The organism is Tenuifilum sp., from assembly GCF_037481895.1.
GTDB lineage: Bacteria > Bacteroidota > Bacteroidia > Bacteroidales > Tenuifilaceae > Tenuifilum > Tenuifilum osseticum.
This window is the reverse complement of record NZ_JBBFKU010000001.1, coordinates 19,673-36,323: the sequence shown is the minus strand read 5'-3', so window position 1 is coordinate 36,323 and position 16,651 is coordinate 19,673. Positions and strand designations below refer to the sequence as shown.

Below are 16,651 nucleotides of genomic sequence, written 5' to 3'. Positions count from 1 at the left end.
CGTTCTTTCTTGTCTTGATACAAGAAAGAACCAAAGAAAATCAAGGCTGAAAAGCCCGACCCGATGGGTGCCCCGCGGGCGGAACTGCCACGCGATACTATTCGCCACGCCTGCGGCGTGACTCATTTGGTATCGCTTACTAGGCCCACCACCACGTTCCACCCCCGACCCATTGCCGGGTCTGGCTTTTATGCCTCTGCTTGCTTCTTCCGCTCCTTGTTGGTTGAGGAATAGCATTAATAGAGAGTTGCAGGTTAAAAGAGATGCTTCGGCTAGCTCAGCATGACAAAGGAGCAGAAAGAAGATAGGGTTTTTGTCATCCCAAGCAAAGTCGAGGGATCTTTTCAAAGGATTGAAGAGAAAAGAGCAATGATATGCTTCGGCGTAGTCTACCCTATAAATCGAGACTCAGCATGACAGCGTGATGTTTAGCTTACGCGCAGCATGACAAATAACCTTAACTAAACAACATTGATCCAAGATTAGTCAATTGAATTTTTCATTTGACGATTTTCCTCTAAAAATATTACTGCGTCTCTATTTTATAGCCCGTTTAAATTCGATAATCTATGGTATTAAATTTATCTGTTCTATTTCCCTCTATTTTCCTCTAACTTCCTCATATTCCCACTATTCCGACTCATTCCCACTCAAGTCTCATGGTTCACCGTTCACGGTTCACGGTTCACGGACTCCAACTTCCTCTAACTCCCTCTAACTCCCTCTAACTTCCTCTAACTCCCTCTAACTCCATCATATTCCGTCTATTCCGATTCATTCCGATTCATTCCGACTCATTCCGATTCATTCCGACTCATTCCGATTCATTCCGATTCATTCCGATTCATTCCACAAAACTCATGGCACTTGGGCTTATTTCAAGTCCCTAAATCTAACTTCAACATCCACATCAACAAAAATATCGTTAAGCGTTTTCAAATCGGTATTGCCAGTGTGATAAGGGTAAAGAATTTTGGGCTTAAGCATCATCACAGCAGCTTTTAACATTTCAGGACTCATGGTATAGGGCAGGTTTGCAGGTAAAAATGCAATATCGATTTTCCCAAAGTTTTCCATTTCAGGAATATTTTCGGTATCGCCTGCCACATAAACACGTAGGTTGTCAAACTCAAATATATATCCGTTGCCCTCACCTTTAGGGTGAAATGGATTACCATTCGGACGTTTATTCACAATATTGTAAGCGGGAACTGCAATAAAACGGAAATCAGGAGTGGCAATGGTATCGCCGTTGGCTACCACCCTCCCTTCCAGCTTAAGCTTGCTTTGCTCTGCACAGATTTTAGTCCAGTAAAGCTGTGTATTTGAGGCAAACACTTTCGATAAAGCCACTGAATCCAGATGGTCGCCATGATGATGGGTAAGAAAGATATAGTCAGCCTTTGGGAGCGAATCGTAGTTTGCCAACCTTGACCATGGGTCAATATGAATTACCTTACCGCGGAAATTAAACATTAACGTTCCATGCCCTATATGAGCTATTTGCAAGGTATTGCCATTTGAAGTGGTAAAATTGTCGGTTTTTTGGGCAAACAATATGGTTGAAACCACGCTAAAAGCGGCAAAAAGTAAATTGGCTCTCATAGCTTTACGATTTGGTGAACACCAAAAATAAAAAAACCTTGTGAAGAACACAAGGTTTTGTGAAAGTGCCCAGGACAAGACTCGAACTTGCACGCTTTTGACGGCGCCAGCCCCTCAAGCTGGTGTGTCTACCAATTCCACCACCTGGGCGTTTAGCATCTTTATTCGGTAGTTAGGTTTTTCTTTTACCTAACTTTCTTTTTCTTTTTACCTTGGGTGGTGGGAGCTCGTTCCACTCGGTTCCACCACCTGGGCGTTTATCAACTTTATTCGGTAGTTAGGTCTTTTCTTTTGCCTAACTTTCTTACTCTTTTTACCTTGGGTGGTGGGAGCTCGTTCCACTCGGTTCCACCACCTGGGCGTTTAGCATCTTTATTCGGTAGTTAGGTCTTTTCTTTTACCTAACTTTCTTATTCCTTTTACCTTAGGTAGTTTAAACCTAATATTTCTTTCACCACCTATGCAATCTTTATACTACAAATACTTAAATCGCTGCAAAAATAATAACAAAATTAATTCCTGCATAGTTCACAGAAAAATTTTTCTGTGATTTCTGGTGCCCAGAACAGGACTCGAACCTGCACACCATTGCTGATACTAGTCCCTGAAACTAGCGCGTCTACCAATTCCGCCATCTGGGCAAAACTAAACTATAATTCAATACCAAAAGAACTTCTATCAAACAATTTTACTTCTGTTACCTCTAAATGGCGGGAGCTCGTTTCACTCGGTTCCGCCATCTGGGCAAAACTAAACTATAATTCAATACCAAAAGAACTTCTATCAAACAATTTTACTTCTGTTACCTCTAAATGGCGGGAGCTCGTTTCACTCGGTTCCGCCATCTGGGCAAAACTAAACTATAATTCAATACCGAAAGAACTTTTTTCAAAATTGCGGATGCAAAGATATAAAAAATATGTAGATTAAAACTAAAAATACAACTTTTTCTTACTTACTATTCAATGCTGTCCAATTAAAAAACTTTATTCTTTACAAGGAAAATGAAGTATTCTATTACCTACTTCATTTACAAATGTTTAACTGCTACGCGGTAATTGGATTTCGTTTCGTCTTAGGCGATAAAGCGCTCTAAGAAAAATCAACCATCCTATTCCTCATATAGGATAAACTAAGTAAGGATGTTACTAATTTAAAAAAAACTTTAGTCGGACAGTAGTGACTTGCTATAAAAATGAAAAGTTCTTATTTCATCTAATTTTAATTTAACAAGTTGAGCTTCGCCTGATTTTTTGTTATGTTCAATTCCAACAAATTCATTTTTGTTATTTCTCGTCAAGAACAATTCCGAATCCTCATTTAAAGTGTAGATTCTGCTATTTTGATATAGTTGATTTTCAGATTGAAGTGCACAAAAAACATGGAGCCCCATTTGAACAACTATTCTATAAAGATTTTCCTCTTTCCACACACCTAAAATTTTGAATTTAATGGGTTCTGTGGGATTAAAAGAATTTTGTGTTAAATCTTTAGCAAAGTAGAAAGTGTCAATCGTTACCCATCTTTCTATATTGACATCGTAAAATTCAGGGTAATAGTTAAACCATACGATATTGTTATCTTTGTTACTAGATATATGATTTAATACTAGTCCAGCAAGATTATTACTATTTTTAACAAAGGAAGGAGTATCAACTGCAACAGTTTTATCAAATATAGCAGAGTCTGCTTTAAGTTCATAGTAGCATAGAAAATTACTATTAAATTTGAACTGATTGTTTTCGATCAGATAAGTCGTGGTTAAAAATTTGTTATCTTCAAAAAGAAATGCATAGTTAATATTTATATTATTACTTGGACTGATCCTGTAATAATTTGTTGGTTTAAGTTGGGAGTCGAGAGTAAAAAGAATGCTTGCTGGAAAAACACTATAGTCTTTACCTTCGGGTAAAGGGTAATAGCAAATAGCAGAAGCAATAAGTTTACCATTATTACAGAATATCCCTTTTAATTGGTATTTAGGATATGAAACTTTATCTAGTACAAATTGTGATTCCCAAATCTCCCTCTTTTTATTAACGTCGTTTGAGTATGGAGCATAGTACCATGCACTATCTAACTCAATTGTAGATATATATTCACTATTTTTTGTTGATATGACTTGAATTGAATTGAATATTCTATCATTAATCAATAGTAATGTATCGTTTGCCAACGCTAACATTCTTATTCCACCTAGATTTAAATTGACTTTTAAATTTTCAATTTCAGCAATACTGGAAAATCCATTTGCTAAAATATTTTCAAAGGATGTTTTGTTATAATTGTAGAAAGGTAGAGGAATAGTATATCGTTGATAAGGGCGAGATGTTTTGTCAATTATAGTGATAGCAGACGCATGAAAAAATGAATACTTGTTGAAAAGTTCCTCTGATGCAATTGCTTTTATGCTATTTGGTATTTTTAAAATTTCGTTAGTGTATTTTCGCAAAGCCTTCTCTGGAACATCTTTGATAACAAATGTAACATTGTTTATTAATTGGTTTTTATTAATTTCATTTAGTATTAACTGAAGGGGTGCAGTACAAGAAATACAATCTGACGGTTTTATGGCAATGAAGATTTCAATATTATCTTGGTTTATATTTTTACAAAGCGCAAAAAAAGCAAGGTGTTGTATCAATAAATATGTAATAATTCTTTTCATGTTTCTCTTTTTTTAAAATATTGGGAAACGCTATAATAAGTTTATAATTAGATGTTAAACTAGGGATGGAATAACCATCCCTATTACTTATGGTTCATTATTTGTTTTAATTACTTCGTTAAAGTCTTCCTTTCTAATTCGATACACTTTTGTTGGGATTCCTTCTTTATCAATAGTCATTCCTATAGTTTGAACTTTAGGCTTAACAGATGCGAGTAAACTAGGTTTATTAATAACATTGTTATTAGATTTGGCTGCAGGATTTAATGATTCAGTGATATATGAAAAGCAAATCTTGTCGTATGGTGCCTCGCAAATAATATCAATAAAATCAGGTCCAATAGCAATTACCTTTAAATGACCTCTAATGTAAATGTTTTGAGCAGAAAGATTTAAACTTAACAACGTAAGCACCAATGAACTTGTTAACAATTTTTTCATAATTATAACTATTAAGGGTTTAAAATTTGTTTTTAGTTGTCACCCTTTCGTCCCGGTGGTGTCTCCGGGTGCGCCTCCCCCACCTGGTGGGCTTGGCATAAATGTAGAAAAACATTTCCTATCCTGTGCTTATTTTAATATTTTATGTTAAACATACGTCTATGTGCAAATTTACCCCCCCCCTACAAATAGGCAAATTTTTACGTATGTTTTATAACATTTATGCATTTTTTTATGTATATCAATATATGGATATTTAAGTCACCACAACATAGGCATCGTCAAGTAAAAACACAAAATACCAAAGTCTAAGAGGCTATTAAAACGAATGCATACAGAGCTGAAATACAAAAAGATTCTTATATACCATTGATTCATAATCTAATAAAAAAAACCGGAATGTATAGGATTCCGGCTCTTATCTAAATTATATGTATTAATACAACCTAAAGGTTTTCCTTAATATAGTTAGTCATAAGTGTGTAGAGGTGCATAGTAGTATTTCCGCCACGTATGCCGTGGTTTTTGTCAGGATATACCATTACGTCGAACTGCTTGCCGGCCTGAACCAGCTTCTCTATCATTTCAACTGAGTTCTGGAAATGAACGTTATCATCGGCTGTGCCGTGGATTAGGAGGAATTTGCCCTTTAACTTGTCAACATGGTTAATTGGGGAGTTATTATCGTAACCCAAAGGGTTATCCTGGGGTAGGCCCATGAAACGCTCGGTGTAAATTGAGTCGTAGTAGCGCCAGTTAGTAACGGGTGCAACGGCAATGGCCATGCGGAATACATCGGCGCCTTTGAATAGGCAAAGGCTCGACATGTAGCCACCGTAGCTCCAACCCCATATCCCTATTCTGCTGCCATCCACAAAAGGAAGGGTTTGCAGGTATTTAGCGGTTTCAATCTGATCAATGGATTCGTAATATCCCAGTTGCCCGTAGGTCATCTTCTTGAATTGTTCGCCTCTTCCGCCAGTACCACGGCCATCGACACAAACAACCATGTAGCCTTGGGTTGCCAAGTACTCATCCCAACCAATACGGAAATTATCAGTAACCGACTGTGAACCTGGACCACTGTACTGGTACATCATAACCGGATAGCGTTTGGTGCTGTCAAAATTAAGGGGTTTAACCATATAGCCATAGAGCTCAACTCCCTCGGAGGTTTTGAAGGTGAAAAACTCCTTCTGGGGGATATCGTATTGCACAAGCTTTTCCTTAAGTTTTTGGTTATCCTCCATCACTCTTACCTGTTTCCCATTTGCTTTGTAAAGGGTAACGCTCAGGGGCGAAGTAATTGAAGAGTTGTATACCATGTAATACTTATAGTTTTTTGTAAAAACTGCGCTATTCGTTCCACTGTTCGGGGAAAGTTTTCGAATCTGTCCTTTAGAATCAACTGAAAAAACAGCCTTCCGCAACGGGCTTTGGTCGTAGCCAAGATAGTAAATGGTTTTCTCCTTTGGATTATAACCGCTAACCGATATCACCTCGTTTGAACCACTTGTGATTTGTTGGATTGCTTTGTTTTGCCAATCGTATAGGTAAATATGTTTATATCCATCGCGTTCCGCTGTTAAAATAAAGCGTTTCCCATCGGGGGTAATTGTTAGGTAATCATCGGAAACCTCCTCTATGTAATACTTATTTGTTTCAGTAAATACACTTTCAGAATTGCCGCTTGCTGCATCGGCCATAAGTATGTCAATTTGATTCTGAAGCCTATTGAGCCTAATCATACAAAGTTTGTCGGACGTAGGCATCCACTTTATACGCGCAATGTACTGGTCAGTATCTGGGCCAACATCCATTTGGCTTGTTGCCTTGCTATCTAAGTTGTACACATGAATTGTTACAATGGAATTATCTTCGCCAGCCTTAGGATATTTAAAGGTATAGTTCTCGGGGTATAGATTACGCTCGTACATGGTCATGTTAAACATCTTAACACGGCTCTCATCGAAACGGAAGTAAGCAAGTTTTTTGGAGTCGGGCGACCATTGTAAACCTGTAGTAAGTGCAAACTCCTCCTCGTAAACCCAATCGGCTGCCCCGTTAATAATACTATTATACTCGCCATCGGTTGTCACTTGAATCTCTTCAAAGCTATTCAAGTCAACAATATAGATGTTATTGCTACGGACAAAAGCCACCTTGCTGCCATCGGGCGAGAACGCTGCATTCATTTGTGGTCCGTTCGACGATAAGCGCCTTAACTCTTTGGTTTTAATGTTGTAAATAAAATTTTCAGCGGTGTAGGAATGGCGGTAGATGGATTGCGGATTGGTTTCAACCAACATCTTGGTTTCATCGGCTGAGAGTTGATAACCCGACATTGCTTTTAGCTCTGGCACATCAAAAGCTGAGGGGTCGAATAAAACTTCTACCTGATCGCCCGTGGCAAGTTTAAACTTTGCCACTTGTCGTTTATCGTTCAACGCTGAGTAGTACTCATCATCGTTCATGGGTGTAAGCCCCCAAATACTTTTTGAGCGGAATGTACCCTTTTTAAAAAGATCGTCCAGGGTAATTTGCTGCTTGGCAACCTGTGCCGTTGAAAGCTGAAGCCCAGCAACTAAAACTGAAAGAAACAAAAGAATTACTCTTCTCATACGCATTGGTTTTGGTTTTCAATTTTGATATCAAAGTAAGCCAAATGTTTAAATCCGATTAGTCTGTAATACGGTTTTAACCATGGCACTAAGGTAACAATAAAAAAATCACTATAACATGACAAAAAGCAATAGCTTTAAATCGATTGCGGATGTTAAAAGGTGTGAAAACCAAACTTTTGTTCCCCTATTCCATTTTTTTTAATACTTTTGTAAGCTCACGAAGAATTTGTTGAAACAAAGTAAATAAAACCCTTTAAGTTTAATTAAAAACTCAAAAATAGATGTCGAAAGTAAAGAGAGTTTACGTCTTTGGAAACAAGACGGCCGAAGGAAAAGCAGACATGAAGAATCTGCTTGGCGGTAAGGGTGCAAACCTTGCAGAAATGTGCTTGTTAGGTTTACCAGTACCCGCAGGTTTTACCATTACAACCGATACCTGTAATGAGTATTACAAGAATAACCATGAGCTACCTGCCGAATTGATCCCTGAAATATGGGATGCCATTGCAAAGGTTGAGCAGATGATGGGCATGAAGTATGGCGATGCAGAGAATCCACTTCTAGTGAGCTGCCGCTCAGGTGCCCGCAAGTCCATGCCCGGTATGATGGACACCGTACTGAACATTGGTCTTTGCTCTTCAACCATTCCCGGTCTTATTAAGAAAACCAACAACCCAAGGTTTGTTTGGGACTCGTACCGTCGTCTAATTATGATGTATGCCGACGTGGTGATGGAAAAGGCCGAAGGTATTGAGCCAGTTGATGGTAAGGGAATCCGTAAGCAACTCGATGATATTCTCGACGAATACAAACATAGCAAGGGATACAAGAGCGATACAGATTTAACTGCCGACGATCTTAAATTCTTAGCTGAAGAGTTCAAGAAGCAGGTTAAAAAGGTTCTTGGCAAGGAATTCCCCGATGATGCTAAGGAACAGCTCCTGGGTGGTATTAAAGCCGTGTTCAAGAGCTGGAATGGTAAGAAAGCAGTTTCGTATCGTCGTATTGAGGGTATTCCCGATGATTGGGGAACAGCCGTTAACGTTCAAACCATGGTATTCGGTAACATGGGCGATACCTCAGCCACCGGTGTAGCCTTTACCCGTAACCCTGCAACCGGCGACAATGTGTTCTACGGTGAATGGCTTATCAATGCTCAGGGTGAGGATGTGGTTGCCGGTATTCGTACACCAAACCCTCTTAACAACGACACCAAGAACGAGCAAAACAAGCATCTTCCCAGCATGGAGGAACTTATGCCAGGCACCTACAAGGAACTGGTTGAAATCCGCAACACCCTTGAAAAAGCTTTCAAGGATATGCAGGATATTGAGTTCACCATTCAGGAAGGTAAGCTATACATGTTACAGTGCCGTGCTGGTAAGCGTACAGGTACTGCTGCCCTGAACATGGCCATGGATATGCTACACGAAGGATTGATCGATGAAAAGACCGCCGTTCTTCGTGTTGACCCCATACAGCTCGATGAGCTACTTCACCCCATTTGCGATCCCAAGGAAGAAGCTAAAGTAACTCCGCTTGTAAAGGGATTACCCGCTGGTCCTGGTGCTGCAGTAGGTAAAGTTGTATTCACAGCCGAAGATGCAGTGGCATGGGCACGTAAAGGCGAAAAGGTAATTCTCCTTCGCGAAGAAACCAACCCCGAGGACGTAGAAGGTATGCGTGCCGCAATGGGTATTCTTACCGCTCGTGGAGGTATGACCTCACATGCAGCTCTTGTTGCTCGTGGCTGGGGTAAATGCTGCATTGTTGGTGCTGGAGCACTCAAAGTAAATGCTGCTGATAAAACTGCCAAGATTGAAGGTTCAAGCGTTGTTATAAAAGAAGGTGATATTCTAACCCTCAACGGTACCAAGGGACACGTATATAATGCTGAGCTAAAACTTATGGAAGCCACTGAAAATCCTCGCTTCCAGGAGTTTATGAAGTTGGTTGACAAGTACCGTAAGATGGGTGTTCGCACGAATGCTGATACCCCTGAGGATGCCAAGGTAGCACGTGACTTTGGAGCCGAAGGTATCGGTCTGTTCCGTACCGAGCATATGTTTTACGGTAAGGGTTCCGAAGAACCATTGTTCTTGCTCCGCAAGATGATTCTTAGCTCAACCGAGGCAGAGCGTCGTAAGGCATTGGATGAACTATTCGTTTACGTTAAGCGTGACGTTAAGAACACCATGCTTGCCATGGACACCCTACCCGTTACCTTCCGTCTGCTCGACCCACCCCTACATGAGTTTGTACCCCAAAGCCCCGAAAAACAAGCTGAACTAGCCAAGGCTTTAGGAATAACAGTTGAAGCAATTGTTAAACGTGGCGAGGCCCTTCACGAGGTTAACCCCATGATGGGTCACCGTGGTGTACGCCTTGGTGTAACCTATCCCGAAGTTTCCGAAATGCAGATCCGTGCCATTTTTGAGGCTACAGCTGAGCTGATGAAGGAAGGCAAAACTCCTAAGCCTGAAATCATGGTACCCGTTACCTGCGACGTATCGGAACTCGATTTCACCAAGAAAATTGTTGACCGCGTTTACGCTGAGGTTTGCAACAAGTTTGGCATCAAAGCCATTGAGTATAAGTACGGCACAATGATTGAGATACCTCGCGCCTGCTTACTTGCCGACAGAATGGCAAAATCAGCCGAGTTCTTCTCTTTTGGTACCAACGACCTCACCCAGATGACCTTTGGTTTCAGCCGTGATGATATTGGCGGATTCCTCCACGATTATCTGGATAAGAAAATGCTTGCAGCTGACCCATTCCAAACCATCGATCAGGATGGCGTAGGTCAGCTAATTGAGATGGCAGTAGCCAAGGGCCGCAATACACGCCCTGAACTTAAGGTAGGTATTTGCGGCGAACAGGGTGGCGATCCTGCTTCGGTTGAGTTCTGTTTCAAGAACGGCTTAACCTACGTAAGCTGCTCACCATTCCGCGTTCCCATTGCACGCCTAGCCGCTGCTCAAGCAAGTATTAAATACGGAAAGTAATTCTGGTATAATATTTGTATGAAAACGCCCTGAAATCAGGGCGTTTTTTTATACTTTTGCGTATTACAATATTTTTTATGTATTTAAAATTAAGGCATTACCTGTTTATACCCTTACTCTTACTTATAGGGAAAACGAATGTAACATTTGGACAAGATCCTGTAATCGATTCAGCATGGGTTGTATCAACCTACAACTACCTTTTAATGGTTGAAGCGGATTCAGGCAATATTGAAAAAGTTAGAACGCTTTTATACCTTGGAGCCGACCCAAACACCAGCGATGAAAACGGTGTAACCCCATTGATGTTTGCAGTTCAATCGGGCAATCTAGATTTAGTAGAATTGCTCATTGATAATGGGGCAAATGTGAACGCTTACCCTACCAATGGCAACACGGCTCTCCATGCTGCTGTTATAGCTGCAAACGATAGTGTTGCTGAGCTGCTTATTAAAAAGGGTGCAGATGTAAATGCCAAAAATGTGAAAGGGCTTACCCCTCTGCATTTTGCTGTGTGGTATGGACTCCCATACCTCACCGACATCTTAATCTACTTTGGCTCCGACCTTAACGCTATTGATTACCAGGGAAATACACCGCTAATGTTAGCAGTATTCAGCGGGGCAAAGCTAAGCACAAAGTTACTCCTTGAGAATGGCGCCAACCCAGATATACCCGATAACAAGGGGGTGACACCCTTGATGGTTGCTGCACAATTCAACGATACAGTTATCTGCAATTACCTTACTGCCTATGGTGCTGATTTATCGCTCTGCGATTCCAGGGGTGCCAATGCCCTTTGCTATGCTATTGCCAATAAATCGAACGAAATTTTTAAATGTTTGAGCGAATTTGATGCCCTTAAGTTCCCTCTAAAAAAGAGTTATTACCAAATTGCCCGCGAATACAACAATAAGGAAGCCATGCAGTTTTTTGCCAGTAATGGAATTAAAACTAAAATCAAACCATCAATTACATCAGTTTACTTTGGCATAGGAACAAGCTTTTCAAAACATGAGTTTCTATTAGGCTATCATTTGGGGGTTTTTGAACAAATAACCCAAACAGAGTTCTCGCTAGGTTACCTCTACCGGCCATCTGCAACTGCCTCGCTAACCACTATCGATGGACAACTTTACCAGTATTGGGAAAAGAGAAACATACTACAGCTAAACATCCGCAAATACTATAATCTGTTTAGCTACAAAGGGAAAAACATTATTTCGTTTGCGGCAATTGGTATAGGACCAGCGTTCCGAAACTACAGGGGAACATCCTCGGACCCGAAAACACATTTTACAACCAACTTTTCCGGGGGTCTATCGATAAAAGGTGATGCAATGGAGTATTCGATAGGTGTTGGGTATAATTTTTATAAAGAGCTTGGAGTATCACCCTATTTCTACACCATATCAGCCAAAATCCATTTTAATGTGTTAAATCCTAAGGTTGTATACAAAAACGTAAAACATGTTCAGTAAGATATTTAAGTTACTAACCATTTCGCTTATTGTACTGGCGCCATACTCCTGCGAGGAAATGGAGTCCTTTATTGTTAACTGCGATGAGTGTTATGAATTGAAACCCGACAAAATTGATGTTCGCCTAAAATTCACCATTAACAATGAGAACCAAGTAGTTTACTTTGAACTATACAGTGGAAATCCTGAAAACGGAGTTTTGTTTTTTAGTGGAAATACTACCATAAGCGAAAAAGTATTCCTGCTCGATGCCAACTCGTACTACTCAATAAAAGCGTATTACACCAGTAAAGGAAGGCAAATAATTGTAATTGATGCAACTACAGTTAAACTAAAATATGATAAGTCGTCGTGCTCCAGCCCCTGTTACACAATTTCAGGCGATGTACTTGATGCTCGCCTCAGGTATTAAAACATGTTTTTTAGCAATGTTTTAAAACCATGTTTTCAAACTACTAAAAACCAACCGATAATTCAAAACAATATTAGTTACTTCGCCGTAAGTATTAGTGTTTAGCAAGTATCAGTATAAATATAAAATTGATTACGGTGAAGAGACAACTGCTTATCAGGGATGTAACCCTTAGAGATGGACAGCAATCGCTGTTTGCCACCCGAATGACTCAGAAACAGGTTGAAAGGGTAATACCTTACTACCGTGAAGCCGGGTTTTACGCCATGGAGGTATGGGGTGGTGCCGTTCCCGACTCCGTAATGCGATATCTGAACGAAGATCCATGGTATAGGCTCGAAAGCATTAAAGCTGCTATTGGCGATACTTCAAAGCTCACGGCCCTCTCCAGGGGACGCAATCTTTTTGGGTACAACCCATATCCCGAAGAGGTGATTGAAGGATTTAACCGCAATGCGGTTAAATCGGGAATTTCCATCATGCGTATATTCGATGCCCTTAACGATACAGAGAATATTCGCAGCACCGTAAAGTATGTAAAGGAAAATGGAGGCATGGCCGACTGTACCGTTTGCTTTACCGTTGACCCTAAATTTTCCCGTAAGGATAGGATTAAAGCCATGCTTAGCGGTAAAACCTTACCCCGTAAAATCTTTACTGAAAAGTATTATATAGCTAAGGCCAAAGAGCTAGAGGCCATGGGTGCCGATATGATTACCCTAAAAGATATGGCCGGATTGGTTACCCCTGAGCAATCGGCTGCAATTATTTCCGCGCTAAAACGCGAGATTAAAGTGCCTATCGATTTCCACACGCACTGTACACCGGGGTATGGTTTGGCATCAACCCTTACAGCCATTGTAAATGGGGTTGATATTGTTGATACTGCCATATGGAATTTTGCTGGTGGTCCAGCAGCACCAGCATTTGAACTTATTCAGATTTTCTGCGATAAAATGGGGATAGATACTGGTGTTAACCTGAAGGCTGTAGCCAGTATTAACGCAGAGCTTAAAACCATTCGCACAGAGCTAAAGGAACTTGACACCTACGAGTTACCCATTGACTTTGATATAACCAGCTATAATCTCCCTGCACGTATCGATAACCTGTTTGAGCAAGCCATCCTGTTTGCCCAGTCGGGCAAGTACGATGCCCTCCTTGATGCCTGCCAGGCCATAGAGCGTTACTTTAACTTCCCCGAACCCGATGAGAACGTTAAAAACGCTGAGATTCCGGGTGGAATGTACACCAATATGCTGGCTCAGCTCAAACAGTTAAAGCTTGAAAACCTGCTTCCAAGGGTGCTAGAAATCATCCCAACCGTAAGGCTCGACGCCGGTTGCCCTCCGCTGGTTACACCCACTAGCCAGATTGTTGGTGCGCAAGCCGTAAACTGTGCTATTGACGAGAGTAAAGGACAGCCCTTCTACACCAATAAATCCATACAGTTCGTAAACCTTGTTAAAGGGATATACGGGAGAACTCCCTTACCAATTGACCCGCAATTCCGTTTGAAGATTGCCGGTGTAGCCGAGGAGACCCCTTACGACACATCGAACTACAAAAAACAGCCAAACCCAGCGTTCCCTGAATATGGTGAGAATGTGAAATTGGCCATGAACGAGAAGGAAGAATTGCTGCTTGAGCTATTCCCTACCGTAGCGGAAAAATACCTTCGCGATAAAGTGGTAAACCATTACGAGTCAATTAAGCGCCAGAAGGAGGAAGAGGTTCAGCGTAAAATTCAGGAGGAAAAGCAAAAGTACTACTCAATGACCGAGGAACAACGCTGGAAAAGGCTTCTGGATGGATTACAGCAATATTTCTGTTAACTTCAATAGGTTTAGGTTAAAAGTTAGGTTGAAAAAAAGGGGCAAAAGCCCCATTTTTATTTTCGTTCTATTTCATTGTTCATGGGTGTTATATCAATACTCGTGTCGTAATCGCCCAGCAAATGCTTGCAGAAGTAATCGCCGGTAAGCCAGAAATGGTACTCGGTCATGTCGCCATAGCCATGTCGCTGGCCAGGATACATGAAGAAATCGAAACGTTTATTGGCCTTAATCAGAGCATTGGCAAGCCTGATGGTGTTTCCTGGATGAACGTTATTGTCTATTTCGCCAGTAGTAATAAGTAGATGCCCTTTAAGGTTCTTAGCAATTTCAGAGTTCTTATCGATGTTGTACTCAAACGTTACATTGCCGGCAGTATCGGCAATTTCCTTAACGCCATGGTGTTTCTCACTCCACCAACGGTTGTAGATGTTATTCTCGTGGTTGCCGGCATTGGCCACTCCAACTTTAAAGAAATCGGGGAAGGTTAGCATGGCTGCTGCAGTCATAAAACCGCCACCTGAATGGCCGTGGATTCCAACACGGTTAATATCAATATATTTATGTCGATATGCCAACTGCTCAGTTGCAGCCTTTTTATCCGCTAAACCATAGTTGCGCAGGTTGCCATAGCCATAGTTATGATACCACTTTGAACGAGCAGGGTGCCCACCCCGATTACCAACGGTAATAACTATAAATCCGAACTGGGCCAGCCTATCGGTTCTATCCATTCGTGCGGAGAACGATTTATTCACCGCCTCGGTCTGTGGGCCAGGGTATACGTAAAGGATAATGGGGTATTGTTTAGTAGAATCGAAATCAAATGGCTTGTACATTACGCCATACAAATCGGTAATGCCATCGGCAGCTTTAACGGTAAATGGCTCGGGGAATTTGTAGCCAGCCTCGAATAGCATTGTTAAATCAGCCTTTTCAAGGAAAAGTAAATCGTTGCCCTGATTATCAATCAATTTGGACTCCGGAATAGTATTAACCCGCGAATAGTTGTTCACTATGTACTGCTGATTATCGTCCATGCTGATGGAATGGTCAAAATTACCCTTATTCAGCAGCCTTAGGCCAGTACCATCAATACCGATCCGATAAAGATGAAGGTAGTAAGGATCCTCATTGGGTTCACGTCCATTTGCGGTGAAGAACAGCGTTTTGGTGGTTTCGTTGTAGCCAACAAGGCGCTCACAATGGAATGGTCCACTGGTTATCTGCCTTATGAGATTTCCCTGGTTATCGTACAGGTAAAAATGCCCCCAACCATCGCGCTCCGACCAGTGAATAATCTCTTTTTCATTATTAATCAACGCAATGCCATTGAAATCGATATAAGTGTTTAAGCGCTCCTCTATAACCGTTTTAACCTCACCGGTTTTAATATCAACATAGCAAACATCAATCCGCTTGAGGTCGCGCGATGTACGCTGGAAGTAGAGCCTATCGTTGTACTTGGAGAGCCATCGGGTTGGGACATAGTCATCGTCGCGCTCACTGGCCAATCGACGGTAATTCAGGATTGAAACATCCTGATCCTTAAATGCTTTGATATTGGGCTTAATTACCGTATCCTTAATATTCATGTCAAAAATCAGAATCTCATCCTGTGGGGCTTCCTTTTCACCCGGCATGTGGTACTTATAGGTTTCCAGGGTTGGCCTGGGATTGCTAAGAGTCTTGATCACCCATAAATCCTTAACCTTACGCTGGTCGGTACGAACCATGGCGAAGTAACGCGAGTCGTGCGACCATGTAATGTAAGCTGGCTTACGGTTGTCCTTATTCTTTACCTCTTCTACATTATCCTCCTCCTTGGTATTATACCCGTAGCTATAGTACTTCTCACCATCGGTGGTTAGCTGATGCTCAACAATGGTGGAATCCTTCTCGTTTTTCTTAGCCTTTTCGTAGTTCTCCTTGTCCATCCAGAATAGATTGTGGTTCTTGCTGTAAACCACATACTCGCCATTAGGCGATATATTTGCCCACTCAGGATTTTCCTTTGGTTTCTTATAATCGTCGAGCAGGGTTAGCTTGCGGGTGTTCAAATCGTACTCAAAGTAATACGTTTTCTTGTCCTTTTTGGCCTTGGCTTTATCGTCCTTTTTCTGCTTCATGTCATTCTCCTCATCGTCGGTTTTATCTTCATCGACCAACGTACTTTTTACCTCAAACTGAATGACAGTCTCGTTTTTAATGAACTTGATTTTTTGTATAGGTAGATGCTGCGCATCGAACGGCTCCTTGGTGAGCCTTGAGAGCTGAGCAGCCATATCGACATTATCGAACAGCAACGACTTGCTCTTTTTTGCCGGATCAACTATGTAATAGCTTTTGCCCGAAGGGGTTTCGTAGCCATACCAGAAACGCGTACTCTTCTTAAGCCAGTGGGCATCAACGCTGGTGCTAAAAACCATTTTATCAATTTTTTTTGGCGAAAACCTGGCGGGCAGCTCGTAATTAGCTTTGGTAACAGGTACAGGTTGGCTGATCACAAGCAATACGTTTGCCATTACTGACAATAGTAACAGAAAAAGCTTTTTCATGATTTTAGAGTTTTGGGTT

The 16,651-nt window shown here is 41.2% G+C and carries 10 protein-coding genes and 2 tRNA genes; 5 read left to right on the top strand and 7 right to left on the bottom strand.

Annotated elements, in window-relative coordinates:
- Window positions 1-63: 63 nt before the first annotated feature.
- Complete coding sequence (locus tag WHS63_RS00150) at window positions 64-234, top strand: hypothetical protein (RefSeq protein ID WP_445203347.1); 171 nt, start codon at window positions 64-66, stop codon at window positions 232-234.
- 639 nt (window positions 235-873) lie between these two features.
- Here the strand turns inward: WHS63_RS00150 and WHS63_RS00145 are convergent.
- The 6 genes from WHS63_RS00145 to WHS63_RS00120 form a co-directional block, all read right to left on the bottom strand.
- Window positions 874-1,605 carry an MBL fold metallo-hydrolase gene (locus tag WHS63_RS00145; protein WP_445203346.1) on the bottom strand — a complete coding sequence of 244 codons (732 nt, stop codon included), beginning with the start codon at window positions 1,603-1,605 and terminating at the stop codon, window positions 874-876.
- A gap of 66 nt (window positions 1,606-1,671) precedes the next feature.
- Window positions 1,672-1,755 (bottom strand) — tRNA-Leu (locus tag WHS63_RS00140).
- A 404-nt stretch (window positions 1,756-2,159) separates the two neighbouring features.
- A tRNA-Leu gene (locus WHS63_RS00135) sits at window positions 2,160-2,246 on the bottom strand.
- Between the two features lie 524 nt (window positions 2,247-2,770).
- Complete coding sequence (locus tag WHS63_RS00130) at window positions 2,771-4,273, bottom strand: hypothetical protein (protein ID WP_445201122.1); 1,503 nt, start codon at window positions 4,271-4,273, stop codon at window positions 2,771-2,773.
- A gap of 87 nt (window positions 4,274-4,360) precedes the next feature.
- The gene (locus WHS63_RS00125; RefSeq protein WP_445201123.1) at window positions 4,361-4,714 is read right to left on the bottom strand and encodes a hypothetical protein; all 354 of its coding nucleotides are present in this window, start codon (window positions 4,712-4,714) and stop codon (window positions 4,361-4,363) included.
- A 446-nt stretch (window positions 4,715-5,160) separates the two neighbouring features.
- Window positions 5,161-7,335, bottom strand: coding sequence for a S9 family peptidase (locus tag WHS63_RS00120; protein ID WP_445203345.1), 2,175 nt, complete (start codon window positions 7,333-7,335; stop codon window positions 5,161-5,163).
- Window positions 7,336-7,619: 284 nt separating this feature from the next.
- Here WHS63_RS00120 and ppdK point away from each other — a divergent pair, with 284 nt between their 5' ends.
- From ppdK to WHS63_RS00100, 4 genes are all read left to right on the top strand, one after another.
- Window positions 7,620-10,346: a pyruvate, phosphate dikinase gene (gene ppdK, locus WHS63_RS00115; RefSeq protein ID WP_445203344.1), complete on the top strand. Its 2,727-nt coding sequence runs from the start codon at window positions 7,620-7,622 to the stop codon at window positions 10,344-10,346.
- 77 nt (window positions 10,347-10,423) lie between these two features.
- The gene (locus tag WHS63_RS00110) at window positions 10,424-11,827 is read left to right on the top strand and encodes an ankyrin repeat domain-containing protein (RefSeq protein WP_445203343.1); all 1,404 of its coding nucleotides are present in this window, start codon (window positions 10,424-10,426) and stop codon (window positions 11,825-11,827) included.
- A complete protein-coding gene (locus tag WHS63_RS00105; RefSeq protein ID WP_445203342.1) occupies window positions 11,817-12,239 on the top strand; it encodes a hypothetical protein in 423 nt (140 codons plus the stop codon). The genes WHS63_RS00110 and WHS63_RS00105 overlap by 11 nt, the downstream gene beginning before the upstream one ends.
- Window positions 12,240-12,376: 137 nt before the next feature.
- Complete coding sequence (locus WHS63_RS00100; protein ID WP_445203341.1) at window positions 12,377-14,074, top strand: carboxylase; 1,698 nt, start codon at window positions 12,377-12,379, stop codon at window positions 14,072-14,074.
- Window positions 14,075-14,130: 56 nt separating this feature from the next.
- Here WHS63_RS00100 and WHS63_RS00095 read toward each other — a convergent pair whose 3' ends face one another.
- Entirely contained in the window at window positions 14,131-16,632 is a 2,502-nt protein-coding gene (locus WHS63_RS00095) for a DPP IV N-terminal domain-containing protein (RefSeq protein ID WP_445203340.1), read from the bottom strand.
- Window positions 16,633-16,651 lie beyond the last annotated feature (19 nt).

Bases quoted from the DNA above. Each gene is read 5' to 3' on its own strand.
- WHS63_RS00095 (WP_445203340.1), bottom strand. From the start codon at position 16,632: ATGAAAAAGCTTTTTCTGTTACTATTGTCAGTAATGGCAAACGTATTG.
- WHS63_RS00145 (WP_445203346.1), bottom strand. From the start codon at position 1,605: ATGAGAGCCAATTTACTTTTTGCCGCTTTTAGCGTGGTTTCAACCATA.
- WHS63_RS00120 (WP_445203345.1), bottom strand. From the start codon at position 7,335: ATGAGAAGAGTAATTCTTTTGTTTCTTTCAGTTTTAGTTGCTGGGCTT.
- WHS63_RS00110 (WP_445203343.1), top strand. From the start codon at position 10,424: ATGTATTTAAAATTAAGGCATTACCTGTTTATACCCTTACTCTTACTT.
- WHS63_RS00150 (WP_445203347.1), top strand. From the start codon at position 64: ATGGGTGCCCCGCGGGCGGAACTGCCACGCGATACTATTCGCCACGCC.
- WHS63_RS00105 (WP_445203342.1), top strand. From the start codon at position 11,817: ATGTTCAGTAAGATATTTAAGTTACTAACCATTTCGCTTATTGTACTG.
- ppdK (WP_445203344.1), top strand. From the start codon at position 7,620: ATGTCGAAAGTAAAGAGAGTTTACGTCTTTGGAAACAAGACGGCCGAA.
- WHS63_RS00125 (WP_445201123.1), bottom strand. From the start codon at position 4,714: ATGAAAAAATTGTTAACAAGTTCATTGGTGCTTACGTTGTTAAGTTTA.
- WHS63_RS00130 (WP_445201122.1), bottom strand. From the start codon at position 4,273: ATGAAAAGAATTATTACATATTTATTGATACAACACCTTGCTTTTTTT.